Source organism: Bradyrhizobium sp. USDA 4011 (assembly GCF_054063415.1).
In genome coordinates this window covers 3,067,018-3,086,706 of sequence record NZ_JBSSGG010000001.1, presented here as the reverse complement: position 1 = coordinate 3,086,706, position 19,689 = coordinate 3,067,018, and the positions used below count along the sequence as shown (strand labels likewise).

Below are 19,689 nucleotides of genomic sequence, written 5' to 3'. Positions count from 1 at the left end.
CCCGAGGCGGGCCGGCACTTCTTACCTAGCGCACTGAATTTTCTGCCGAATTTCGGCTGCCAATGGGTCGCGGCAACGACTCGCTAACGATGTTCCCTCAGAAAGACTTCACCTGCGATCAGTAAGAGTGCGAGCTGAAAAGGACGCGCGCTCTCAATGCAGTTTGCAAGCCAGACGGGAGAACCGGACCAGTCGATGTCGCCGACGATCTCCGCGGCGCTGGTCGATTCCCTGTTCATGAACCCCGCGCCCATGATCTTCGGCGCCTTCGGCCCCGCCATCGCGGGCGCCGTGATTGCGTTCGTCACCGGCAATCTGCTGTCCTGGCTGTGCGTGCCGCTGTTCATCGTGGTGGGTCTGGCGCGCGCGCTGCAGATGTACCGCTATCAGCAGCGCAGTTCCCGTCTCACCGTCGAAGAATCCGTGACGTGGGAGAAGCGCTACCGGATCGGCAGCCTCGCCTACGGCATCGCGCTTGGTCTGTGGGGCGCAGCCGTGCTGCTCACGACCAGCGATGCCGCCGCCCATATGCTCTGCGTGACCACGGTGGTCGCCTACACCTCAGCGGGGGTAGGGCGGACCTTCGGCCGGCCGCAGATCTTCCACCAGCATCTTCTGATGTCGATCGGTCCCCTGATCGCGGCGCTGATGTATGTCGGCGGTCCGTATCACATCGCCCTTGCGCTGCTGAGCCTGGTGTTCTTCAGCGCTATCCGGCACCTCACCTCCAGCCTGCAGCGCATCTACGTCAACGCATGGATCGCCAAGGAGCGCGAGGCGGCGCTGGCGGGCCAGTTCGATACCGCGCTGAACAACATGCCGCACGGCCTGTGCATGTTCAGCGCCGACGGCCGCCTCGCGGTGATGAACCACCGCTTCATCGAGATGATGCAGCTGTCGGACGATTTCGTGCAGCGCGGCGCCAGCGCGACCGACATCTGCAATGCCTGCGTGCTGTCCGGGGCGATCTCGGCCGCGGCCGCACAACAGATTCTCTACGAGATCGAGAGCTCGCAGCGCGGCGACATCGTCACCAGCGACCCCGATCCGGCCCAGAACCGTTCGCTGGACTGGACATTCCAGCCAATGGCCGGCGGCGGCACGGTCTTGCTGGTCGAGGACATCACCGAGCGCAAGGACGCCGAGGCCAGGATCAGCCACCTCGCGCGCTACGACGAACTGACCGCGCTGCCCAATCGCGTCAATTTCCGCGACGAGATCGGCCGGCTGCTCGCCATGCAGCACGGCGAGCATCGCTCCGCATTGCTGTTCGTCGACCTCGACCAGTTCAAGCAGGTCAACGATACGCTCGGCCATCCCTGCGGCGACCAGCTGCTCTGCGCGGTCGCCGAGCGGCTGCGCGAGATGCTGCGTCCGGAGGATTTCGTGGCGCGGTTCGGCGGCGACGAGTTCGTCGTGTTCCAGCAGAACATCCACTCGCATGAGGACGCCGCGGCATTGGCGCGGCGCATCGTCGACCGCCTCAGTGAGCGCTACAAGATCGACAACCATCTGGTCGAGATCGGCGCCAGCGTCGGCATCGCCATGACCGCGCCGGGCGTCGGTGCCGACACGCTGCTGAAGAACGCCGACATGGCGCTCTACCGCGCCAAGGCCGACGGCCGCGGCACCTTCTGCTTCTTCCGCGACGAGATGGCGCAAACCGTCGAGGCCCGCCGCATCCTCGAGCTCGATCTGCGCAAGGCGCTCGCCAACGAGGAATTCGAGCTGTTCTACCAGCCGCTGATCAACCTGAAGTCCGGCAAGGTGAGCACCTGCGAGGCGCTGCTGCGCTGGAACCATCCGGTGCGCGGCACGGTCTCGCCGGTCGACATCATTCCGGTCGCCGAGGATATGGGCCTGATCGTCGATCTCGGCCGCTGGATCCTGCGCAAGGCCTGCATGGAATGCATGAAGTGGCCGGAAGCAGTCAGCGTCGCGGTCAATTTCTCGCCGCAGCAGTTCCATCAGCGCGACGTGCTGAGCGAGGTCCGCTATGCGCTCGAGGTCTCCGGCCTGCCGGCGCAACGCCTCGAGATCGAGATCACCGAATCCTCGCTGCTGCACAATACCGAGCTGACCCACGACGTGCTGTCGCAACTGCGCTCGCTAGGCGTGCGGATCTCGCTGGATGATTTCGGCACCGGCTACTCGTCGCTCAGCTATTTGCACAATTTCCCGCTGCAGAAGGTCAAGATCGACCGCTCCTTCCTCGAAGGCATCGACAGCGATCGCCCGTTGACCCTGCTGCGCGGGGTGGCACGGCTGTCGGCGGATCTCGGCATGTCTGTCGTGGTCGAGGGCATCGAGACCAATGAGCAGCTCGAACTGATCAGCGCCGACGGTGCGGTGACCGAAGCACAGGGATACCTGTTCAGCCGGCCGGTTCCCGCGGTGCGCATCCGCCAGCTGCTCAATGCCTCGCACGGCCGACGCGCCGACGACCAGCTGCACGTGGTTCCCTCGCGCTCGATTGCTTGATCTAGCGCAATTTCCTCAATCGATAGTTGTGGAACCTTTCGACTGCTCGATTCGAATTGCACCCTTGCGGCCATAAGTTAACTGTATTGCCGCGATTGCTTTGACGAAAATTAAGAAGCTGTTAATCTTTTGGCACGCGCGTTGAAGTTGTTGGGTTGTTGAGGGGATTACCACATGAGGTCCGCGGCCGAGGCCATCAAGCCCGCGACAGGAAGGCTTGCGGACCCTCTCGATCAAGTCGACTACCGTCTCGCTCAGACCCCCGAACAGAAAGACGAGATTTACCGGCTTCGCTACCGCGCCTATCTGCGCGAAGGCGCGATCCGGCCCTCGGCGGACGAGCGCGTCGTCGATCAGTTCGATGATGCTCCGAACGCCTGGGTGTTCGGCGTCTATCTGCACGGCGAACTCTGCAGCTCGATTCGCATCACCGTGGTGACGCCGGAGTGGCGCTCTTCGCCAACGCTCGACGTGTTCGGCGACGTGCTGCTGCCGAAGCTCGATCAGGGTCTGGTCTTCATCGATTCGACGCGCTTTGTCGCGGATCCCGACAAGGCGCGGAACAATCCGGAACTGCCCTACGTCACGGTGCGGCTCGGCTCGACCGCCGGCGTGCACTTCAATGCCGATTACGGCCTGGCGCCGGTCCGGCCGGAGCACATGGCGTTCTACCGGCGGGTGTTCCTGCACGAGACCTGGGCGGAACCGCGCCTCTACCCGGGGCTTGTGAAGCCGGTCGGGTTGATGGCGTCGCATCTGCCGACCGTGCGGGAACGCGTGCTCGCCCGCTATCCGTTCCTGCGCTCGAGTGCCTTCGAGCGGCGGATGTTGTTCGATCGGGAAGGCCAGTTGCAGCCCGACGGTATCGTCCGGCCGTTCGAGCGCGCCTCGATCGTGCCGAATCCCTGAGCAAACCGGCGCTCTGATCGATCTGACATCGATCGACTGTTGCGTGCGGGCCAAATTGTCCTGCAAAAGCGGCCGGTTCCAGCGAAGCTTGCCTTCCCTTCACCATCGCGCCACATTTGCCACCCATTAACCATCGGGGGCGCTTTTCGCCATTGCCTGGCATTTGATCGGCTCTAGCAAGGTCTCGTCAAGGTTGACGGAACGTTCGCTTAACCATCGCCCTGTAGACCCAATGGACAGTACGAAGAGCGTGAGCGTGGAGGCTCCGGGAATGAAACATCAGATGCGTATCCTCCAGGGTATGAAGCTGGCTGCGGTTCTGGCGGTGGCGCTGTCGATGGGTGCCTGCGCCAACAAGAACGGCATGGGCGCCGATGGTGCGATGGCGAGCGCCGCGACCCCGGGCAGCCAGCAGGATTTCGTGGTCAATGTCGGCGACCGCGTGTTCTTTGAGAGCGATCAGACCGATCTCAGCCCGCAGGCGACCGCAACCCTCGACAAGCAGGCGCAGTGGCTGCAGACCTACAACCGTTATTCCTTCACCATCGAAGGTCATGCCGACGAGCGCGGCACGCGCGAATACAACATCGCGCTCGGCGCCCGCCGTGCCCAGTCGGTTCGCGCCTATCTCGCTTCGCGCGGCATCGATCCGAGCCGCATGCGGACCATCTCCTACGGCAAGGAGCGCCCGGTCGCGGTCTGTAACGACATCTCCTGCTGGTCGCAGAACCGCCGCGCCGTCACCGTGCTGAACGCCAGCTCCTGACGCGATCCTGGACGCATTTTCCAAGCCGGCGCCTTCGGGCGCCGGTTTCATTTTGGCCGCATGAAAGCCTGACCCGGCTTCATCAAGATGAACGAAGCTGCGTGCAAATGGCCGCTTGCTTGTTCCACCGTCCGTACTAAACCGGTATCCGCGACGCTGTCCCGGATTTGAACTGCAAGTCACAATTCTGGCGTACTCCGTCCCTCAAAGTCGCGCGCTTTTCACGTCGATCTCGTCGTCAGGGCAAAATGTCATCCAGGCTACATTTTCTTTCTTCCGCCGCGGCGATCGCGGCGCTGTTCGCTGTTTCCGCACCAGTGTTTGCCCAATCCGACGATTCCGATGCCGAGATGCGGATCGAGCGGCTGGAGAACCAGCTGCGGCAGCTGACCGGGCAGAACGAGGAGCTGCAGTACCGCAACCGCCAGCTTGAGGAGCGCCTGCGCCAGCTCGGCGGCCAGCCGCCCGGCCCGAATGGACAGCCTCCGGCGGCCCAGCCCGGCGTCGCGGCGGTGCCGCCGGCGCAGCAGGGGTACCCGCAGGCGCAGCCGGGCTACGCTCAGCCGCAGCAGGGGTACGGCCAGCCGCAGCAAGGATACGGCCGGCAGCCGCAGGGCGGCTATGACCAGCAGCAGATCGCAGCGCCCGCCCCGATCGTGCAGGAGCCGGCGGCGGCTCCCGGCCGCCGTGGCCGCGGCGATGCCTTCGATCCGACCCAGAATCCGAATGCCCCCGGCGCGCCGCGCATGCTCGGTGGCGGCGGCCAGATGCCGATGCAGAACGATGCGGCGGTCGGCGCGCCCGGCGGCCGCGGAGCGGGCGAGCCGCTCGATCTCGGCAACACGAGCCCGCAGCGGGCACCCGGAGCGAGCGCGGCCCTGACCACGTTGCCGCCGTCGGCGACGCCGAAGGACGAGTTCGACCTCGGAATCGGCTACATGCAGCGCAAGGACTATGCGCTCGCCGAAGAGACGATGAAGAACTTCGCCACCAAGTATCCGAGCGATCCTTTGGTGGCGGATTCGCAATACTGGCTCGGCGAAAGCTATTTCCAGCGCCAGCAATATCGCGATGCTGCGGAAACCTTCCTCGGTGTGACCACCAAGTTCGACAAGTCCGCGAAAGCGCCCGACGCGCTGCTACGGCTCGGCCAGTCGCTGGCGGCGCTGAAGGAAAAGGAAGCCGCCTGCGCCGCATTCGGCGAGATCGCGCGGAAGTACCCGCGCGCGTCCGGCGGGGTCAAAGCTGCGGTTGACCGCGAGCAGAAGCGCGTGAAGTGCTAAACCAGCCGGGGGAGGCCGCTTCCGGCCTTTCCGCGACCTGCTGGTTCTGTGATGCTCGACGACCAATCCGCCATCCCGGCAAGCGACGCCAAGCGCCTGTTCGCAGGCCTGGCGCGTGCGCCGGCGATCGTGCTTGCGGTGTCGGGCGGTCCCGATTCCGTCGCGCTGATGTGGTTGGCCGCGCGCTGGCGCCGCCGGCTCGCGCGGGGACCGCGGCTGGTGGCGGTCACCGTCGATCACGGCCTGCGTCCCGAAGCGGCCCGCGAGGCGCGCGACGTCAAGCGGCTGGCGCGAAGCCTCGACCTGCCGCATCACACATTGCGTTGGAGCGGGCCCAAGCCCAGCACCGGCCTGCCGGCAGCCGCGCGTGAGGCGCGCTATGGCCTGCTCGCGCAAGCCGCGCGCAAGCACGGCGCCACGCATATCCTGACCGCGCACACCCGTGACGACCAGGCCGAGACGCTGTTGATGCGGATGCTGCGTGGCAGCGGCGTCGCGGGCCTCTCGGCGATGGCGCGCGAGACCGAGCGCGACGGCGTCATGTTGACGCGACCGTTGCTCGATATCTCGAAGGCGCAGCTGATCGCAACGTTGAAGAAGGCGCGCATCGGCTTTGCCGACGATCCGACCAACCGCGATCCGTCCTTCACGCGACCGCGGCTGCGTGCGCTGATGCCGCTGCTGGCCGAGGAAGGCGGCGACGCGCGAAACCTGGCACGGCTCGCCGCGCGGATCGCGCGCGCCAACGCCGCGCTGGAGGTGCTGGTCGACGGCGCCGAACGCTATCTTGCGTTGAAAAGCGAGGATCACTTCGATGCGGGCTTCGACGCGGCACTGTTCGCGGTGATGCCGGACGAAATCCGCCTCCGTCTGCTCAAGCGCGCCATCGATCGCACCGGACACGAGGGGCCGGCCGAACTCGGCAAGGTCGAAACCCTGCTCGCCGCGGTCGATGAGGCCGTCAATCAGCCCTTGCGACAACGCGAATCCAAGCTGAAACAGACGCTTGCCGGAGCGGTCATCAGCGTCGTCTCCGGCCGTATCAGGATCAGCCCGGCGCCGCCTCGCCGGGCCCGTTCCCGCTGAGCCGGGTTCGATTGTTTCAACCGCTGTCATAATCCGGCAAGGAGGCTTAACCACCCCGGAAAAACACCGGATTCCACGTCATTTTTTGACCGGAAATCGGGCTAGGATGCGGTAAATAGTCGTGCGTGGTTCCCTTGGCATCGACCCCAGCGGCACTTAGATTGTAGCCATCGACGGGATGGATTCCCTGGGGATTCCCACAGAGCCTGCCCAAGGATTAGAGAGAGGCCGCGATCCGCGCGACCACGAAGGAAGACCATGAACGCCAATCTGCGGAATTTCGCCCTCTGGGTCATCATTGTCCTGCTGTTGCTGGCGTTGTTCACGCTTTTCCAGAATCCCGGCCAACGCTCGTCGTCGTCGGATATCTCGTTCTCGCAGCTTCTCACTGAGGTCGATCAGGGCCACGTCCGCGACGTCGTGATTCAGGGGCCCGAGATTCACGGCACCTTCAACAACGGCACCAGCTTCCAGACCTACGCGCCGAGCGATCCGACGCTCGTGAAGCGCCTCTATGACGCCAAGGTGCAGATCACCGCGAAGGCGCCCGGCGACAACGTGCCGTGGTTCGTCTCGCTGCTCGTCTCCTGGTTGCCGTTCATCGCACTGATCGGCGTCTGGATCTTCCTGTCGCGGCAGATGCAGGGCGGCGCCGGCAAGGCGATGGGCTTTGGCAAGTCGCGCGCCAAGATGCTGACCGAGGCGCATGGCCGCGTCACCTTCGAGGACGTCGCGGGCGTCGACGAGGCCAAGCAGGATCTGCAGGAGATCGTCGAATTCCTCCGCGACCCCGGCAAATTCCAGCGGCTCGGCGGACGCATTCCGCGCGGCGTGCTGCTCGTCGGCCCTCCCGGCACCGGCAAGACGCTGATCGCGCGCGCGGTGGCGGGTGAAGCCAACGTGCCGTTCTTCACGATCTCCGGTTCTGACTTCGTCGAAATGTTCGTCGGCGTTGGCGCGAGCCGTGTCCGCGACATGTTCGAGCAGGCCAAGAAGAACGCGCCCTGCATCATCTTCATCGACGAAATCGACGCGGTCGGCCGTCATCGCGGCGCCGGCCTCGGCGGCGGCAATGACGAGCGCGAGCAGACGCTGAATCAGTTGCTGGTCGAGATGGACGGCTTCGAGGCCAATGAAGGCGTGATCCTGATCGCGGCGACCAACCGTCCCGACGTGCTCGATCCCGCGCTGCTGCGTCCGGGCCGCTTCGACCGTCAGGTCGTGGTGCCGAATCCGGATGTCGTCGGCCGCGAGCAGATCCTCAAGGTTCACGTCCGCAAGGTGCCGCTGGCGCCGGATATCAACCTCAAGACCATCGCGCGCGGCACCCCGGGCTTCTCGGGCGCCGACCTGATGAACCTCGTCAACGAGGCTGCGCTGACCGCCGCCCGCCGCAACAAGCGGATGGTGACGCAGGCCGAGTTCGAAGAGGCCAAGGACAAGGTGATGATGGGCGCCGAGCGCAAGTCGCTCGTCATGACCGAGGAAGAGAAGTTGCTGACGGCCTATCACGAGGGCGGCCACGCCATCGTCGGTCTCAATGTCGTCGCGACCGATCCGATCCACAAGGCGACCATCATTCCGCGCGGCCGTGCGCTGGGCATGGTGATGCAGTTGCCGGAGCGCGACAAGCTGTCGATGTCGCTGGAGCAGATGACCTCGCGCCTCGCCATCATGATGGGTGGCCGTGTCGCGGAAGAGCTGATCTTCGGCCGCGAGAAGGTGACTTCGGGCGCCGCCTCCGACATCGAGCAGGCGACCCGCCTGGCCCGCATGATGGTGACGCGCTGGGGCCTGTCGGAAGAGCTCGGCACCGTCTCCTATGGCGAGAACCAGGACGAGGTGTTCCTGGGCATGTCGGTCTCGCGCACCCAGAATGCGTCCGAGGCGACGGTCCAGAAGATCGACTCCGAGATCCGGCGTCTGGTCGAGGAAGGCTACAACGAGGCGACCAAGATCCTCACCGAGAAGCGCCAAGACCTCGAGGCGCTCGCCAAGGGCCTGCTCGAGTTCGAGACGCTGACCGGCGACGAGATCATCGACCTGCTGAAGGGCAAGAAGCCCAACCGCGAGTCCGTGCTCGAGCCGTCGACGCCGCGCGCCTCCGCCGTGCCGCCGGCCGGCAAGCCCCGCCCGCGTCCCGATCCGGACACCGGCATGGAGCCGCAGCCGCAGGCGTAAGCCATGGCCGGCTATACCGGCAAACCGATTGTGCAAAAGCTCGGCCTGAAGCCGGGCTTTTGTATTTTTGTCGACGGGTTGTCCGTTCCCTATGGCGACATCGGCCGATGTGCGGATCGCGAACACCGCGCGGGCGCCACTCGATGCCGTGCATCTGTTCGCCGCCGAGGCCAGGGGGCTCGCCGCCAAGCTGCAGCGTTACCGGGAGGCGATCGCGCCCGACGGCATGATCTGGGTGTCGTGGCCGAAGAAGAGCTCAGGCGTCGCGACCGACCTTGATGACAGGGCGGTGCGCGAGATCGGGCTCGCGTCCGGCCTGGTCGACATCAAGGTCTGCGCCGTCGATGCGGTGTGGTCGGGGCTGAAATTCGTGATTCCGGTCAAAGCGCGCGGCAAGCGCTGAGATCGCCCCGCGTCGGTCTCCTAGGGCAAAGCGGACGTCGCTCGGCTCGGCCGCTATGAAAAGTTGATCCAGATCAACATGGTCTCGCACGAGAGCGCGTTACTTGCGAGCCGGTTCGAGAGGCGTTTACCTGAAGGAGGATCAAATGAAGCCCCTTTCTGAACAACTCGCCGAATTATCGGTGCGCGCAAAAAATACCGAAACTGCCTTTGCTGCCGCACAAAAAGAAGCGCGTGACAAGATCGAAGCGCGCAAGGCAGAGGCACTTTCGGCTGCAAAGACGGCTGTCGAAAAGATGAGCCATCAAATCAAGTCGGTCGGCGAGTCTGCCAGCAAAGAAAGGCAAGCGCTGCAAGCAAAAATCACCGCGGACGTGAACACCTTGAAGGCGCACGCGCTCCAAGCAACGCATGATATCAAGGCGCACCTCGCCGAGGATCGCGCAAAGCTTTTGGAGGAAGACGCCGGTTTCGCGATCGATTACGCTATAGCGTCGATTGAACAGGCACAACTCGCCGTCTTCGACGCGATCGACGCTCGCCTCGCCGCTGAGCAAGCTAGGCGCAGTTAGCATCAGGAACTCTGTAATCCGAGGCCGCCCCAGTCGGCGGCCTCTTTTATATCAGGGCAAGCTGCGATGTCGCCTGTTGGGCCCAAAGCTGGCTTGAAGCTATGTCGCCTCAGACGTCGGCCCTCGATGCAAAAACGGACGTAACGCATTTAGGAGTACGCGCCTAATTCGCGCCCTCTGCCGCTGGCGCCACGCCGGCCTGCTTGTCCGACCGCACATGGATGACGGCGATGTCGTCCCTGTAGAGCCGCTTCCAGCCCTTGAGATGGTCCAGCGCGTTTCCGGCCGGAGAGTCCGAGCTCAACAGCGTGGCGTCGATCCGGTATTTGTCGAGCAGGTCCAGCAGCTGGCCGACGTCGCGGGCATCGAGCGCGGCGTAATATTCGAGCACGAACTGCTCGCCATAAAGCTCGGCCCGGCCGTCGATGAACACCTTCATGTCGCGGCTTACCATGTAGCCGCCGAACGGCGCGGTGCTGAACACGCGCTGCGCCTTGTGTTGCTGGAGGACGTCGACGGCGGCAACGGGCGAGAACACCGGCAGGAATTTGAACTCGTGCTGTGCGACGAACATCGTCGTCGTCACCCACGCTCCGATCACCATCGCGATAGCAGCCAGGATCGTGACGACGGGGACGGCGCGTCTGTCCTCGAAGCGGGCGGCGCGGACGCCTGCCATTCCCCATTGTTCTGATATCGGCTTGGCGAGCACCAGCGGCGCGATGAACGCGAACACCTCGATGTTGCGGATATGGCTCAGTGCCATCCAGATCAGCCCGAGCAGCAACAGGATCCGCGGCACCGACAGGGTCAGCCCGCGATAGCAGATGACGCCGATCAGGCCGAGCAGCGTGGCTTCAAAGAAGCTGGGCTTGCTGAAATCCGCGGGCAGCCATTCGCCGATCAGCGACAGCAGCTTGCCGAGGCTGAGGATCTTGGTGGCACCCAGCAGGCTATTCCAGCCATAGGGCGTCACGCAGCTCGCGGCCAGCGCGGCAACGCCGAACAATCCCCATCGCACGATGAGCTGACGGCGGCGGCTCGGCTCCGCGCTCCACACCGCCTCCAGTCCGATCGGCCCGATCAGCGCCAGGCCGAGCATGAAGCCGCCATGCAGATTGGCCCACAACGCCATGAGCGGCAGCAGCGACCACGACGGATGGGTGCGGCGATCTGCGGCCGACATCAGGCCACCGACGAACGCCAGCAGCACCGGCAGTGCCAGCACATGCGGCCGCGCGAAGAAGTGGATCGTCGACAGCAGCAGCGCCAGCGCCGCGATCAGGAGTGCGCGCGCCGGATCGAAATACGGGCTCAACAGATGCAGGAAGATCGCGACCGATGCGCCGATCGCGACCGACGTCAGGATCACCGGTCCGGCCCAATCGCCGCCGTACACGAGAGCGTACGCCACCTGCGACAGCCACGAGCTCGAGATCCAGGGCTCGCCGAAACGGGTAAATGAGAACACGTCCGATGTCGGCATCGCGCCGTGTTCGAGGATCCACTGTCCGACCTTGATCTGCCACTCCGTGTCGGAATCGCGCAGCAGGATTTCTCCGGCGGACAGATAGAACAGATAGGCGCCCACGGCGGCGCACAGCGGCAGCAGTCCTCGCACCGCGCTACGGCTGCCCACGCTGCTGGTGATGGAGAGTGACATGCGCTTTCTTGGTTCGGCCGGGGACATCGAAGCAACGCCACAACGTGGCGTTGGGCGCACTCGACCACGGCTTCCGATAAATTCGGGTAAATGCGACCGCGATGTCGTGGGTCCGCGCGAGATCGGATGTCTCGATTTCGAGCAATCATCTTGGTGCGCGATTTACCATCGGAAGCCCGATCCGGACCTGAGTGCTGCTGGCACCTGGCGCTTCCGTCGACCGGAGGGCCGCCCGTTCAATCGGAGGTGGCGTGCGGCCGTCGCAAAATCCTTACAATTCCAGCTTGTCATTCAGTCTGAATAGTTGTTCACTTCTTCAAACGGTTGCGGGATCAATCGTCCAAAACATTGAAGACGCGTGTGTTCTGCCGGTGGGCGCCGGCCAGGGCACACGGTAGGGGGACGGAATGCCATGGTCTACCGGCGAACTCATCAGGTTGTGAAACGGCTGGCTGCCCGGCGCAGCGCCATCCTGTCGGCTGCGCGCGAGGCGGCGGCGGCGGGCGGCATGGCCGCGGTCCAGATCGCACCCGTCGCGGTGCGGGCCAATGTCGCGGCCGGCACCGTCTATCGCTATTTCCCGTCGAAGGCCGATCTGATCTCGGAATTGATCACGGAGGTCTCGCGCGACGAATTGTCCGCGATCCGGCGCGCCGCTGATGCCGCGCCCGGACCGTCATCGGCGCTGGCCGCCGCGGTGACGACGATTGCGGTCCACGTGCTGTCGCAGCGCAAGCTGGCCTGGGGCATCCTAGCCGAGCCGGTCGATGTCGACGTCACCGCCTCGCGCCTCGCCAGCCGCCGCGATATTTCCGGGGAGCTTGCCATGCGCATCGACGCCGCCGTACGCGCCGGACATCTGCCGGCGCAGGATACGGCGCTGGCCGCCACCGCCTTGCTCGGCGCGCTGCATGAAGCGCTGGTCGGCCCGCTGGCGCCGGCCAATCTCGACGATCCGATCAAGCTGCGCGATGCGGTGCAGACCGTGACGCTACTCGCGCTGCGCGCGGTCGGCGTGATGGACGCGCGCGCCCGTGGCCTTGTGGTGCAGGCGACGACCCCGGCAAAGGCGCTGGTCGGGGCCTGAGATCGCGGTTGCGCGGCGAACGCTTCCGTCGCATTGGCGTTGTAGGTTGAGGCTGGGTTCAACCGATCTCACGGAGCAACGCATGACGACGACCCATGGTTCGGCCAAATGGCGGGGTGGCATCAAGGACGGCAAGGGCGCGATCTCGACCAAGAGCGGCGCGCTCTCGGATTACCCCTATGGCTTCGCCAGCCGCTTCGAGGGCAAGCCCGGCTCGAACCCCGAAGAGCTGATCGGCGCGGCGCATGCCGCCTGCTTCACGATGGCGCTGTCGCTGATCCTGGGCGAGGCCAAGCTCACGGCCGAGCACATGGAGACCAAGGCCGACGTGACCCTGGAGAAGGTCGCCGACGGCTTTGCCATCACTGCCGTGCACCTGACACTGTCGGCGAAGATCCCGGGCGCCGATAACGCAACGTTCCAGGAGTTGGCGGGCAAGGCGAAGGCCGGATGTCCGGTGTCGAAATTGCTCAATACCAAGATCACGCTGGACGCGTCGTTGCAGGGCTGACGGTCCGGAGCGCGATGTTCGGGCCGCGCTGATGCGTGGCCCGGCGCGACGGGTCAATGCTGCGCGTCGCCGTTCGGTCCGACCGAGGCGATGCGCAGCATGTTGGTGGTGCCGGGCGCGCGGAGCGGCACGCCGGCGACGATGATGACGCGCTGGCCGGCCCTGGCAAAACCGTCCCGGAATCCAATCGAGCCGGCGCGTTCAACCATGTCGTCGAGATCGTGGGCGTCCTCGGCGACCACGCAATGCACGCCCCACACCACCGACAGCTTGCGGCCGGTGACGAGGTTCGGCGTGATCGCGACCACCGGCACCTTCGGGCGCTCGCGCGCGACGCGGATCGCAGTCGAGCCGGACGACGTCCAGCAGATGATCGCCGACAGATCGAGCGTCTCGGCGATCTGCCGCGCGGCGTCGGCAATGGCATCGCCCACGGTCGCCTCGGGATCGACGCGCTGTGCGTTGATCACGCTGCGATAGGTCGGGTCGCGCTCGACCTCCTCGCCGATCCGGTTCATGGTCGAGACCGCTTCGATCGGGAACTTGCCGGCGGCGGATTCCGCCGACAGCATGATGGCGTCGGCGCCCTCGTAGACGGCGGTGGCGACGTCGGAGACTTCGGCGCGCGTCGGCACCGGCGCCTGGATCATCGATTCCAGCATCTGGGTCGCGACCACCACCGGCCTGCCGGCGCGGCGCGCCATCCGGATCATCTGCTTCTGCAGGCTCGGCACCCGCTCCAGCGGCAGCTCGACGCCGAGATCGCCGCGCGCCACCATCAGCGCATCCGCCACCTCGATGATGTCGGCGAGGCGGTCGATCGCCTGCGGCTTCTCGATCTTGGCCATCACGGCGGCGCGACCGCGGATCATCTTCTTGGCCTCGATCACGTCCTCGGCACGTTGCACGAAGGACAGCGCAACCCAGTCGATCCCTTCCGGCAGCGCGGCTTCCAGATCGGCACGGTCCTTCGGGGTCATCGCGGAGACCGGCAGGTCGGTGTCGGGCAGGCTGACGCCCTTGCGGTCCGACATCTTGCCGCCGATCACGACGCGCGTAACCGCGCGGTCGGGCGAGGTTTCCTCGGCGATCAGCCGCACCTTGCCATCGTCGAGCAACAGCGCGTGGCCGGGCCGGAGCGCGGCAAGGATCTCCGGATGCGGAAGCTGGACGCGGCTGTTGTCGCCCGGCGTCTTGTCGGAATCCAGAATGAAGCTCTGGCCGTTCTTGAGCTGGGTCGATCCTTCCGCGAAGGCACCGACCCGCAGCTTCGGCCCCTGCAGGTCGACCAGGATGCCGATCGGCCGGCCGTAGCTCGATTCGACGTTGCGGATGGTCTTGACCAGCTCCCGCATCTTGTCGTGCGGGGTATGGCTCATGTTGATGCGGAACACGTCGGCACCCGCCTCGAACAGCTTGCGGATCATCGCGCTGTCTGAGGAGGCCGGGCCGAGCGTTGCAAGGATCTTGATTCGGCGCAGTCGTCTCATTGTTTGTTTCCGGGTGGCGCGGCCGGCGGCAGACCCGACGCGCCCGGAGGCGCTGCGCCCGGCGGCGGGTTGGGCAGGCCCGGCACCGCCCCGGGGCTTCCCGGAGCCACGCCGCCCGGCATTCCCGGTACTTTCTGCGGCTGTTGTTCGTTGGCTTCGGTCAACTGGACGGTCCATGCACGCTGCTCGCCGGTGTCGACCTCGAAGAAGCCGGTGCGGTCAAAGCCCCGCGCCAGGCAATTCTCGGTGCCCTTGATGGTGAATTCCTTGTCGCGCGAGCACATGAAGGCCTGACCGGACCATTCGCCGCCGCGATCGTAGTCGAGAGCGTAGATGTAGTAGTAGCGCGCCACAAGGTTGCCGCGCAGCAGGGTCTCGCAGGTCCGCGACGACACATTCCACCAGCCTTCCGTGGTCCAGCCCTCGGCATCCTTGTAGCCGAGCGCGATCCCGACCCGGCTCGAGGTGTTGTTGCAGAGCCGGAAATCGGCGGCCGCCGGGCTCGTCCACAGGCAAGCCGCGACAAGCGCCAGTACCGGCAGGATGCCGGCCAGGATCAGGCGGATGGTGCGGGGAGCTGAGGCGAGAGAATCTGTTGGGCTCATGCGGGCAAGCTATATCAAATCATTGTCGATTTCGCGTGCCCGGCAGGCACTGTCAACGGGCGGGCGCCCGTCTGCCACGCTGCGGCACCGTGGCCGGACAGCCCCGTATTGCGCGTCGATATGGCAAAATCTGTGACAATTCCCACTTGATATCAATATGGTGAGCACATCCCACCGGGATCACGATCATGAGCATTGACGACAAAACCAGAACAGAACTTGAGGCCGCGGTGTTCCGGCGCCTCGTCGATCATCTGCGCAACCGGACCGATGTGCAGAACATCGACCTGATGAACCTTGCCGGCTTCTGCCGCAATTGCCTGTCCAACTGGATGAAGGAAGAGGCCGACGCCAAGGGCCTTGCCGTGAGCAAGGACGAGAGCCGCGAGGCGGTCTACGGCATGCCCTACGAGGAGTGGAAGGCGAAGTACCAGGGCGGCGCGACGCCGGAGCAGCTCGCGGCGATGAAGAAGTCCCAAAGCGGGCACTAATTCCCGATTGATGTGACCCCCGGTTCCGTAGCCGTCCGCATCTCCTGTGGGCGCGCTGTGGATGAGCGCGATGTTTCCTTGACGGGACGTGCTCCAAAATCGAGGGTCGCCCGCAACAAGCGGTGCGCGTGGCGCGTATTCGCGCGACATTTCATTGCCATTTCAGGAGTACGCGATGGCCACCACGTCTGCCGCCGTTCAGGATGAACCCGCAACGCGATTTGCCAAGGACCAGCTCAAATCCATCATCGAGCGCATCGAGCGGCTGGAAGAGGAAAAAAAGACCATCTCGGACGATATCCGCGACGTCTATGCCGAGGCCAAGGGCAACGGCTTCGACGTCAAGGCGCTGCGCACCATCGTGCGCCTGCGCAAGCAGGACGCCAACGAGCGCCAGGAGCAGGAAACCATCCTGGAGACCTATATGCAGGCGCTCGGGATGCTCTGAGGCGGCAGGCGGGCCGGTCTGGCGTCGCCAAGGGGCCCCCCGAGGTAACTCGCCCAATCTTCTTGGCGAGGCTTGGGTGAAATCCCGGGATTTGCTACACTGCTGGTGAGGTAACCGGGCAGAGCGTTCAGATGGACGTGCCAGGACCAGAGCGTCGGCTCGCTGCGGTCCTCGCCGCCGACATGGTCGGCTTTAGCCGCCTGATGGAGGCTGACGAGACGGGCACCCTTGCGCGCCTCAAGACCCATCGGATCGAGCTGATCGATCCGGCCATCAGCAAGAATCGCGGCCGCATCATCAAGACCACCGGCGACGGCATGCTGGTCGAATTCCACAGCGTCGTCGATGCGGTGTTGTGCGCGGCCGAGGTCCAGCGCCGGATGGCCAAGCGCAACACCGACGTCGCGCCGGCGCGGTGGATGCAATTTCGCATCGGCATCAATCTCGGCGACGTGATCGTCGACGGCGCCGACATCTTCGGCGATGGCGTCAATGTCGCCTCGCGCCTTGAGGTGCTGGCCGAACCCGGCGGCATCTGCATTTCCAGCGCAGTCCGCGATCAGGTCGGCGATCGCCTGGAAGATCTGAGCTTCGAGGATCTCGGCGATCAGACCGTCAAGAACATCGCGCGCCCGATCCGGGTTTTCCGCGTCCATCTCGAATCGGGTGCCAGATCCACTACTGACCATCCGGGCGCGGCGGCCGCCCCTGTCGTCGCCAAAAAGCCCTCGATCGCCGTGTTGCCGCTCGTCAATATGAGCGGCGATCCCGAGCAGGAATTCTTCGCCGACGGCCTCACCGAGGACATCATCACCGAGCTGTCGCGCTTCCACGATCTGCTCGTGATCTCGCGCAACTCGACCTTCGTGTACAAGGGCAAGCCCGTGAAGGTGCAGGACGTCGCGAAGGAATTCGCGGTCGACTATGTGCTGGAAGGCAGCGTGCGCAAGGCGGGCGGCCGGATTCGCGTCACCGTGCAGCTGATCGATGCCGAGGCCGACCGGCACGTCTGGGCCGAACGCTACGATCGCGAGCTCGCCGACATCTTCGCGATCCAGGACGAGATGACGCGCGCGATCGTGTCGACCTTGCCGGGCCGTGTCGAGGCCGCCGCCCATGATCGCGTCAAGCGCAAGCCGACCGACAACATGGCGGCCTATGAGTGCGTGCTGGCCGCCAAGGTGCTGCATCATCGCTCGGCCCGCGACGACAACATGGAGGCGCAGCGTCTGCTCGAGCGGGCCATCGTGCTCGATCCCAACTACGCCCATGCGCACGCCTGGCGGGCCTGCGTGCTCGGCCAGACCTGGGTCTACAATTGGTGCGACGACCGCGACGCGACCTTCGCGGAGGTGGCGGCCGAGCTCGAGATCGCGCTCAAGCTCGACGACAACGACAGCGACGTGCACCGGATCCTCGCGGCGCTGAACCTCAACCGCGACGACCACGACAAGGCGGCCTTCCACCAGGAGCGCGCGCTCGCGCTCAATCCCAACTACGATCTGGTCGTCGTGCAGCAGGGCGAGCTCCTGACCTGGCTCGGGCGGCCGGAGGAGGGCATCGACTGGATCAAGCGGGCAATGCGCCTCAATCCGTTCCATCCTGAGCGATTCTGGAGTCATCTCGGCCGGGCCTGCTATTGCGCCGAGAAATACGCCGACGCGGCCGAGGCGTTCTCGCGGATCACGCGGCCCGACCACACCCATCACGCCTTCCTCGCCGCGACATTGGCGCAGATGGGCAACGCGGTGGCGGCCGCAGCCCATGCGACCGAGGTGCTGAAGCGCGAGCCGACCTTCTCGGTCGCCGCTCACCTGGCAACCCAGCACTACAAGCGCGCGCCCGACCGGGCGCGCTACGAGGCCGGCCTGCTCAAGGCAGGGCTGCCGGCCTGAAGGGTTGATGAAGTGATGTTGTCGGCAGAAGCCTAGCGCAGCGAGGCGGTGCGCAGCACGAACGACTGGGTCGTCAGCAGGGCGGTCGCCGAGCCCGAGAAGCGATCGCAGGTCATGCCCATCATCGGATCGTCCGAGAAGGTCATGGCGACGGTGGCCTGCGGCTTCACGAAATGCTGCCGCATCATGTTCATGTCGATGTCGCCGAGCACGGTGGTCAGCATGCCGCTGCTTGCGCTCGGCGCCAGCATCACCACGCGCATCCAGATGTCGTTGCCCTTGGCGGCCGAGATCCGCGCCGACGTCGTGATCACGCCCTGGCTAGGTGTGCCCTTCGCAACGACAGTGTTGATTTCGGTGGCCGGCGCCGCCGCATTGCGCGTCGGGCGCACATTGCGCGGGATCGGCGCGGTCGCCGCGACGATGTTGGCGCGATCGACCGGTGAGGACACAGCCGGCGCATAAGCGAGCGCCTTGTTGAAATTGTCGGTCGTGCTGGCGGTGGTCTGCGGATCGGAGCCGCCGACCGCCTCACGCGCCTTCAGCGCGGCGATCTGTGCGGCCGATGCCTGCTTCGGCGCCGCTGACTCGTCACCCCAGAAACCGCGGGCATTGATGATGTCGGCGGGCGATTGCGGTGCGGTGTTCTCGGCCGTCTGCACCACCTGCACCGCCGGCTTGGCCTTCGGCATCGGGACGAGCTGCGCGTCGGCGGCGGCGAGCTGGATCGCGGCGGCGAACTGCTGCGGCTTGGCGCGCGGCAGCGGAACGGGGTCGGCGGGTTTTGCAGGGGCCGCGGCCGCAACCACGGTGGGGGCCGCGGGCTTGTCGTTCACAGCGGCCGCGCCTTCGTCTTCATCGTCGCCCGACTTGCCGGCCCCGAACAGCTTCGCAAACAGGGTCGGCTTGCCGATGGTCGCAGCATCGTCGCCATTGCCGCGGCGTTCGATGTCGGCCTTGGCGAGTTCATAGCCCTTCAGCGGCGTGCCGTCGCTCGGGACATGGACAGTGCGGCCGTCGGGGAACACCCGGACGAGCTGCTCGCGGGTCATCCGCGGCCAGTGGCGAATGCCGCCGGTGTCGAGATGCACGAAGGGCGAGCCCGAGGTCGGATAGAAGCCGACGCCGCCGCGCTGCAGGCGCAGGCCGGCGAAGCGGATCTGCTCCAGCGGCACGCCCGGAATGAAGAAGTCCATCGCATGCCCCAGCATGTGCTGGCTGTGGCGCGCAACGCCCGAGGAGCGGCGGCGGAGCATGGCGTTGGTGGCAGGGGCGCGATAGGCGGAGATGATCTGGATCGGCTGCTTGCCGCCGACGTCGTTATAGACCTCCCACAGGATGTCGAAGAGGTGACGGTCCATCACCGTCTCATCCTGGGAGCGCCAGTCGCGCAGGAAGTGATTGAGCTGCTTCAGCGCGGCTTCGTCGTAGCGGCCATCGCGCTTGAAGGTGATGGTGAGATCTTCGCCGGAATGGGTGTGATGGAAGGAGAGGGTGCGGGTCTGGTTCAGCGCAGTCGCATCATGCACCGAGCCGGCGCCCGCCAACAGCAATAGCGCAGTCAGGCCGACTTGGTATCCGGCCTTAGGCAGCGACAGCGGATTGTAGCGGCGTGCGAAAACAGCCAGCACTATGAGCCCACCCAGTCGACGAGCGTTCGGTCGGCATCCTCGCAGACCCCCTGCGGAAGACGGTGAACGCTTTCTTAAAGCGGGAGGGTTAACCGAGGTTTACCGACCCGCCCCCAAGTTGGGCTTAACTAACTGGGGGAGTGTGGCAAAAGATAGCCCTCCTCCCCGGACCCCATCGTAAATGGTTA

17 protein-coding genes are annotated in these 19,689 nt (G+C 65.2%); 13 read left to right on the top strand and 4 right to left on the bottom strand.

Translation table 11 applies throughout. The annotated features are described in order from the left end of the window. Positions 1-156 precede the first annotated feature (156 nt). From ACVW1C_RS14480 to ACVW1C_RS14445, 8 genes are all read left to right on the top strand, one after another. A complete protein-coding gene (locus tag ACVW1C_RS14480) occupies positions 157-2,481 on the top strand; it encodes a putative bifunctional diguanylate cyclase/phosphodiesterase (protein ID WP_456758995.1) in 2,325 nt (774 codons plus the stop codon). A gap of 174 nt (positions 2,482-2,655) precedes the next feature. Continuing rightward, the gene (locus ACVW1C_RS14475; RefSeq protein ID WP_456758994.1) at positions 2,656-3,390 is read left to right on the top strand and encodes an N-acyl amino acid synthase FeeM domain-containing protein; all 735 of its coding nucleotides are present in this window, start codon (positions 2,656-2,658) and stop codon (positions 3,388-3,390) included. A 271-nt stretch (positions 3,391-3,661) separates the two neighbouring features. Further along, entirely contained in the window at positions 3,662-4,156 is a 495-nt protein-coding gene (pal, locus tag ACVW1C_RS14470; RefSeq protein WP_097676106.1) for a peptidoglycan-associated lipoprotein Pal, read from the top strand. Between the two features lie 248 nt (positions 4,157-4,404). Further along, entirely contained in the window at positions 4,405-5,439 is a 1,035-nt protein-coding gene (gene ybgF, locus ACVW1C_RS14465) for a tol-pal system protein YbgF (protein ID WP_456758993.1), read from the top strand. Between the two features lie 51 nt (positions 5,440-5,490). Then, on the top strand, positions 5,491-6,525 hold the full coding sequence (gene tilS / locus ACVW1C_RS14460) for a tRNA lysidine(34) synthetase TilS (protein WP_456758992.1): 1,035 nt from the start codon (positions 5,491-5,493) through the stop codon (positions 6,523-6,525). A gap of 258 nt (positions 6,526-6,783) precedes the next feature. Further along, a complete protein-coding gene (gene ftsH, locus ACVW1C_RS14455) occupies positions 6,784-8,706 on the top strand; it encodes an ATP-dependent zinc metalloprotease FtsH (RefSeq protein WP_456758991.1) in 1,923 nt (640 codons plus the stop codon). A gap of 91 nt (positions 8,707-8,797) precedes the next feature. Further along, positions 8,798-9,109: a DUF3052 domain-containing protein gene (locus ACVW1C_RS14450; RefSeq protein ID WP_456758990.1), complete on the top strand. Its 312-nt coding sequence runs from the start codon at positions 8,798-8,800 to the stop codon at positions 9,107-9,109. 145 nt (positions 9,110-9,254) lie between these two features. After that, entirely contained in the window at positions 9,255-9,680 is a 426-nt protein-coding gene (locus ACVW1C_RS14445) for a hypothetical protein (protein ID WP_456758989.1), read from the top strand. A 163-nt stretch (positions 9,681-9,843) separates the two neighbouring features. On the opposite strand, the gene ACVW1C_RS14440 is transcribed toward ACVW1C_RS14445, so the two are convergent. After that, positions 9,844-11,343, bottom strand: a complete 1,500-nt coding sequence (locus ACVW1C_RS14440) for a hypothetical protein (protein ID WP_456758988.1) — start codon at positions 11,341-11,343, stop codon at positions 9,844-9,846. Positions 11,344-11,755: 412 nt separating this feature from the next. Here ACVW1C_RS14440 and ACVW1C_RS14435 point away from each other — a divergent pair, with 412 nt between their 5' ends. Both ACVW1C_RS14435 and ACVW1C_RS14430 read left to right on the top strand, forming a co-directional pair. Then, positions 11,756-12,430: a TetR/AcrR family transcriptional regulator gene (locus ACVW1C_RS14435; protein ID WP_456758987.1), complete on the top strand. Its 675-nt coding sequence runs from the start codon at positions 11,756-11,758 to the stop codon at positions 12,428-12,430. An 82-nt stretch (positions 12,431-12,512) separates the two neighbouring features. Further along, positions 12,513-12,941: an OsmC family protein gene (locus ACVW1C_RS14430; protein WP_456758986.1), complete on the top strand. Its 429-nt coding sequence runs from the start codon at positions 12,513-12,515 to the stop codon at positions 12,939-12,941. Between the two features lie 53 nt (positions 12,942-12,994). Here the strand turns inward: ACVW1C_RS14430 and pyk are convergent, their stop codons facing one another. Both pyk and ACVW1C_RS14420 read right to left on the bottom strand, forming a co-directional pair. Continuing rightward, positions 12,995-14,431 (bottom strand): pyruvate kinase, encoded by a 1,437-nt coding sequence (gene pyk / locus ACVW1C_RS14425; RefSeq protein WP_456758985.1) that lies wholly within the window; start codon positions 14,429-14,431, stop codon positions 12,995-12,997. Beyond that, positions 14,428-15,036 (bottom strand): DUF1036 domain-containing protein, encoded by a 609-nt coding sequence (locus ACVW1C_RS14420; protein WP_456758984.1) that lies wholly within the window; start codon positions 15,034-15,036, stop codon positions 14,428-14,430. Before ACVW1C_RS14420 ends, pyk begins: the two co-directional genes overlap by 4 nt. Before the next feature lie 188 nt (positions 15,037-15,224). Here ACVW1C_RS14420 and ACVW1C_RS14415 point away from each other — a divergent pair, with 188 nt between their 5' ends. The 3 genes from ACVW1C_RS14415 (at position 15,225) to ACVW1C_RS14405 (ending at position 17,870) form a co-directional block, all read left to right on the top strand. Then, positions 15,225-15,527 (top strand): DUF1244 domain-containing protein, encoded by a 303-nt coding sequence (locus tag ACVW1C_RS14415; RefSeq protein WP_456758983.1) that lies wholly within the window; start codon positions 15,225-15,227, stop codon positions 15,525-15,527. A gap of 175 nt (positions 15,528-15,702) precedes the next feature. After that, entirely contained in the window at positions 15,703-15,975 is a 273-nt protein-coding gene (locus ACVW1C_RS14410) for a DUF2312 domain-containing protein (protein ID WP_029085502.1), read from the top strand. A 131-nt stretch (positions 15,976-16,106) separates the two neighbouring features. Continuing rightward, positions 16,107-17,870 (top strand): adenylate/guanylate cyclase domain-containing protein, encoded by a 1,764-nt coding sequence (locus ACVW1C_RS14405; RefSeq protein WP_456758982.1) that lies wholly within the window; start codon positions 16,107-16,109, stop codon positions 17,868-17,870. A gap of 32 nt (positions 17,871-17,902) precedes the next feature. On the opposite strand, the gene ACVW1C_RS14400 is transcribed toward ACVW1C_RS14405, so the two are convergent. Then, entirely contained in the window at positions 17,903-19,501 is a 1,599-nt protein-coding gene (locus ACVW1C_RS14400) for a DUF882 domain-containing protein (RefSeq protein WP_456758981.1), read from the bottom strand. Positions 19,502-19,689 lie beyond the last annotated feature (188 nt).

Excerpts from the sequence above, each read along its gene's own strand:
- ACVW1C_RS14430 (WP_456758986.1), top strand. The coding sequence starts at position 12,513 with ATGACGACGACCCATGGTTCGGCCAAATGGCGGGGTGGCATCAAGGAC.
- ybgF (WP_456758993.1), top strand. The coding sequence starts at position 4,405 with ATGTCATCCAGGCTACATTTTCTTTCTTCCGCCGCGGCGATCGCGGCG.
- pal (WP_097676106.1), top strand. The coding sequence starts at position 3,662 with ATGAAACATCAGATGCGTATCCTCCAGGGTATGAAGCTGGCTGCGGTT.
- ACVW1C_RS14450 (WP_456758990.1), top strand. The coding sequence starts at position 8,798 with ATGGCGACATCGGCCGATGTGCGGATCGCGAACACCGCGCGGGCGCCA.
- ACVW1C_RS14415 (WP_456758983.1), top strand. The coding sequence starts at position 15,225 with ATGAGCATTGACGACAAAACCAGAACAGAACTTGAGGCCGCGGTGTTC.
- ftsH (WP_456758991.1), top strand. The coding sequence starts at position 6,784 with ATGAACGCCAATCTGCGGAATTTCGCCCTCTGGGTCATCATTGTCCTG.
- ACVW1C_RS14405 (WP_456758982.1), top strand. The coding sequence starts at position 16,107 with ATGGACGTGCCAGGACCAGAGCGTCGGCTCGCTGCGGTCCTCGCCGCC.
- ACVW1C_RS14420 (WP_456758984.1), bottom strand. The coding sequence starts at position 15,036 with ATGAGCCCAACAGATTCTCTCGCCTCAGCTCCCCGCACCATCCGCCTG.
- ACVW1C_RS14435 (WP_456758987.1), top strand. The coding sequence starts at position 11,756 with ATGGTCTACCGGCGAACTCATCAGGTTGTGAAACGGCTGGCTGCCCGG.
- ACVW1C_RS14445 (WP_456758989.1), top strand. The coding sequence starts at position 9,255 with ATGAAGCCCCTTTCTGAACAACTCGCCGAATTATCGGTGCGCGCAAAA.
- ACVW1C_RS14480 (WP_456758995.1), top strand. The coding sequence starts at position 157 with ATGCAGTTTGCAAGCCAGACGGGAGAACCGGACCAGTCGATGTCGCCG.
- ACVW1C_RS14475 (WP_456758994.1), top strand. The coding sequence starts at position 2,656 with ATGAGGTCCGCGGCCGAGGCCATCAAGCCCGCGACAGGAAGGCTTGCG.
- pyk (WP_456758985.1), bottom strand. The coding sequence starts at position 14,431 with ATGAGACGACTGCGCCGAATCAAGATCCTTGCAACGCTCGGCCCGGCC.
- tilS (WP_456758992.1), top strand. The coding sequence starts at position 5,491 with ATGCTCGACGACCAATCCGCCATCCCGGCAAGCGACGCCAAGCGCCTG.
- ACVW1C_RS14410 (WP_029085502.1), top strand. The coding sequence starts at position 15,703 with ATGGCCACCACGTCTGCCGCCGTTCAGGATGAACCCGCAACGCGATTT.
- ACVW1C_RS14440 (WP_456758988.1), bottom strand. The coding sequence starts at position 11,343 with ATGTCACTCTCCATCACCAGCAGCGTGGGCAGCCGTAGCGCGGTGCGA.